Raw genomic sequence first — 3,896 nt, forward strand, 5'->3', positions numbered from 1 at the left:
GTCGGGGCCCTGCGTCGTCCGTCAGACCGGGGTCAGACGATCTCTCCCCGGAGCCTCTTGTCGTCTCCCGACATGGTCGCGGCCACCTCGTTGGGCGTCCCGTCGTCGTTCCACCGCAGCGTGGCCCCGACGCCCTCGATGAGGTCGACGCTCCCGTCGGGCGAGAACGTGAGGCCCGCGTCCTGGCCGATCGCCGCGCGGACCAGAGCCACCGTCGCGGGCAGCTCCTCGATCCCCTCGCTCACGCCCAGGTCCGTGATGTCCGTGCGCGCGGAACCGATGTGCAGCGGGCTCGGCCCGATCCACAGCGTGCGCCCGTCGAGCTCGGTGTCCTGACCGTACTCGTCGGCCAGGATGAGCTCCTTGACCTGCCCGCGCGACAGCACGGCGACCACGTCCTCGAGCGAGGTCACCGCGGCGGCCTCGCGGCCCTGCTCCTGGCGGAACTCGGCGAGCACGGACTCGCGGCGACGCTCACGGAAGCTCGCGAGCGCGTCCGCGACCTTGGCCTCGAACGCCGCCTCGTTGATGCCGGGTCCCCGGCCGCCCCCCGCGACCTCGACCACGAGCTCGTCGGTGGCCTTGGTAAGCGCCGCCCGCACGAGCGGGACCGCCCGGACGTCTCCCGTGATGAGGATCAGCTCGGGACGGTGCTCGAGGACCTGTCGGTCGAGCTCGGCTGCCACCGCCTCGGCGTTGCGGTCCCACGAGTCCTCGGCACGCGTCTCGATCCGCTTGTGCGACAGCCCGCCCGTGCGGACCTTGTTGATGACGTCGTGCCCGCCCTCCACGGACTCGGCGTCGCCGTAGGGCAGGTGCCCACCGGCGACCGACCAGGTGATGTCCGCCCCCTGACGGTCGACCACGACGCGGACGTAGTCCACGGACTCGTCGGCCGCCCGGGCGGCCTGCAGCAGCGCGGGGACCGGGCCCCAGAGGCCCTTGGTCACCGCGGGCGGGTCCTTCAGCACGCGGTCGACGAGGACCCCCTCCTCGTCGGCGATGAGGACGCGGCCGTGCGGTCCGGGCATCCTCGTGGGCAGGGTGACGGACTCCTCGAGCTCGTCGATGATGCTTGCCGGCGCTCCCGCGTTCGCGAGGGCTCGGCGCACGCCCTTCCACCGGTTCTCGACCTCGCGATCACCCGCCTCGTTGGAACGCGTCGCGTCGAGGTAGACGGTCGCGAAGGGGCCGGGGTGGCCGAGCAGGGGCTTGAGCCAGTCGATCTTCATGCAGGCACCTCTAGACATCCATCGTCGGAGGGACGGTCGGAGGCCGACCGCCCCGATGTCCTCACCAGCCTGGTGCACGGGCCCGGCGACCGCCACCGGGGGCGACCGTCCGGGCTCGCGACCCGGGCTCGTGCCCCGGGCAGGGCCCGCAGCCGCGCCCACGTCGCGTCCCCGGATGGCGCGCCGTGTCCGGCGCCGCGCCTCCGAAGCTCCCTGGAAGCCCACCGGAAGGCCTCCGCGAGGCAGGCGAGGGCCAGCTGCGAGACCCGCGCCGGACGCCTCGGAGGACGCCTCAGGAGTAGGTGTCCAGCACGGGCGCCTCGCCCTGGTGCGCCTCGGCGATGCTGCGGTGGTGGCGGATGACCTCGCTCACGATGAACTCGCGGAACTGCTCGGCGAACGCCGGGTCGAGACCCGAGGCCTCGGCGATGCCGGTCAGGCGGTCGATCTGCTGCTGGTCCCTTGCGGGGTCCGCGGGCGGGAGTCCACCCTGGGCCTTGAGCTCACCCACGCGGCGCGTGAACTTGAACCGCTCGGCGAGGAGGTGGACCAGCGCGGCGTCGATGTTGTCGATGCTCTGGCGGAGGGTGAGGATCTCGGGGGGCACGGGCGGCACCTGCGTGCCGTCGGCGTGGGGCTCGGTCATCCGTCGATCCTAGGCACCCGCGAGCCCCCGGGAGCACGGCCGGAAGAACATGAGACGCCGGGTACGCAGTAAAGTCGGTCCTTGCCCCACCACTCACCGGAGAGTAGACATGACCGAATTCGCGTCGCCGAGCCTCGTCGAGGTACCGGCCACCAGCAGCATCAGCACCCTTCTCACCGACCGCGCGGAGCGGTCCGGTGACGACGCGGTGATCGAGCGACGCCTCACGCAGGGCGGCCCCTGGCAGCCCGTCACCGCTCGAGCCTTCGACGACGAGGTGATCGCGGTCGCCCGCGGCCTGGTCGCGCGCGGCGTCGCCGCAGGAGACCGTGTCGCGATCATGTCGCGCACGCGCTACGAGTGGACGCTGCTCGACTTCGCGATCTGGGCCGCAGGGGCCGTCCCCATCCCGGTCTACGAGACGTCCTCGGCCGACCAGGTCGAGTGGATCCTGTCCGACTCCGAGGTGAGCCTCGTCGTGGTCGAGACGTCCGCGCACGCGCAGGTCGTGGCGAGCGTCCGCGAGCGGCTCCCCCTCCTGCGGGACGTCCTCGTGCTCGACGACGGCGCGGTGGCCGACCTGCAGGCCGCCGGCTCCGCGGTCGAGCGCACCGAGATCGACGCGCGCCGCGCGGGCACGGGACGTGACGACCTCGCGACCATCATCTACACGTCGGGCGCCACGGGGCGCCCCAAGGGCGTCGAGCTCACGCACCTGAACTTCGTGCACCTCGCGCGCAACGGGGTCCAGGGCCTCGGCGAGATCGTCGCGACGCCCGACGCCCGCACGCTCCTGTTCCTGCCCCTGGCGCACGTGTTCGCGCGCTTCATCCAGGTCGTGTGCATCGCGTCGCCCACCGCGGTCCTCGCGCACTCGGCCGACATCAAACAGCTCGTGCCGGACCTGGGCACGTACAAGCCGACGTTCCTGCTCGCGGTCCCCCGCGTGTTCGAGAAGGTCTACAACGCGGCCGAGCAGAAGGCCGGCGCGGGAGCGAAGCGCCGCATCTTCCACTGGGCCGCGAAGGTCGCCATCACCTACTCGCGCGCCCTCGACAAGCCGTCCGGCCCCTCGGTCGTGCTCAAGGCTCAGCACGCGGTGGCCGACCGCCTGGTGTTCACGACGATGCGCGCCGCGCTCGGCGGCGACCTCACGCACTCGATCTCGGGAGGGGCCCCGCTCGGCGAGCGCCTCGGTCACTTCTTCCGCGGGGTCGGTCTGACGATCCTCGAGGGCTACGGCCTGACCGAGACCACGGCCCCGACCGCGGTGAACCTGCCCGGCCGGCTCAAGATCGGCACCGTGGGCCCCGCGTTCCCCGGCACGGCGATCAAGGTCGACCCCGACGGCGAGCTGCTCGTCCGGGGCGACCACGTCTTCCGCGGGTACCACAACCAGCCCGACCTGACGGCCGAGGTCCTCCAGGACGGCTGGTTCCGCACGGGCGACCTCGCCTCGATCGACTCCGACGGCTACCTGCGGATCACGGGTCGCAAGAAGGAGATCATCGTGACCGCGGGCGGCAAGAACGTCGCCCCGGCCCAGCTCGAGGACCGACTGCGCGCCCACCCGCTCGTGAGCCAGGTCGTCGTGGTCGGCGACCAGCGCCCGTTCATCGGCGCCCTGGTCACGCTCGACCCCGAGATGCTCCCGGGATGGCTCTCGACGCACGGCCTGCCCGCCATGGACGTCGCGACGGCCGCCGCGGACCCCACGGTCCTCGCGGCCCTGGACCGCGCCGTGACCCGCGCCAACGAGGCCGTCTCGCGGGCCGAGTCGATCCGCAAGATCCAGGTGCTGACGACCGACTTCACCGAGCACAACGGCTACCTGACCCCGTCGCTCAAGGTCAAGCGCGGGCTGGTCCTCAAGGACTTCTCGACCACGATCGACGACCTGTACGGGTCGCAGGTGTCGGTCGAGGCCTGACCCGCCCCGACGGCCCGGCTCCCCACCCGGCCGTCGGTCCCCTGGTCGGCCCGACCACGGCCGCTGCCGTACGACGAAGGGCCCGGAC

At 72.4% G+C, this 3,896-nt stretch carries 3 protein-coding genes; 1 reads left to right on the forward strand and 2 read right to left on the reverse strand.

The features are described 5' to 3' along the window. Nucleotides 1-32 precede the first annotated feature (32 nt). Both ACFWFR_RS18150 and ACFWFR_RS18155 read right to left on the reverse strand, forming a co-directional pair. Nucleotides 33-1,232: a Vms1/Ankzf1 family peptidyl-tRNA hydrolase gene (locus ACFWFR_RS18150; protein ID WP_191805254.1), complete on the reverse strand. Its 1,200-nt coding sequence runs from the start codon at nt 1,230-1,232 to the stop codon at nt 33-35. A gap of 292 nt (nt 1,233-1,524) precedes the next feature. Further along, nucleotides 1,525-1,878 carry a chorismate mutase gene (locus tag ACFWFR_RS18155; RefSeq protein WP_056762152.1) on the reverse strand — a complete coding sequence of 118 codons (354 nt, stop codon included), beginning with the start codon at nt 1,876-1,878 and terminating at the stop codon, nt 1,525-1,527. 109 nt (nt 1,879-1,987) lie between these two features. On the opposite strand from ACFWFR_RS18155, the gene ACFWFR_RS18160 reads away from it, so the two are divergent. Further along, complete coding sequence (locus ACFWFR_RS18160; RefSeq protein WP_191805256.1) at nt 1,988-3,808, forward strand: long-chain fatty acid--CoA ligase; 1,821 nt, start codon at nt 1,988-1,990, stop codon at nt 3,806-3,808. Nucleotides 3,809-3,896: the final 88 nt, after the last annotated feature.

It is taken from the genome of Oerskovia sp. NPDC060287, from assembly GCF_042726775.1.
Classification (GTDB): domain Bacteria; phylum Actinomycetota; class Actinomycetes; order Actinomycetales; family Cellulomonadaceae; genus Oerskovia; species Oerskovia merdavium.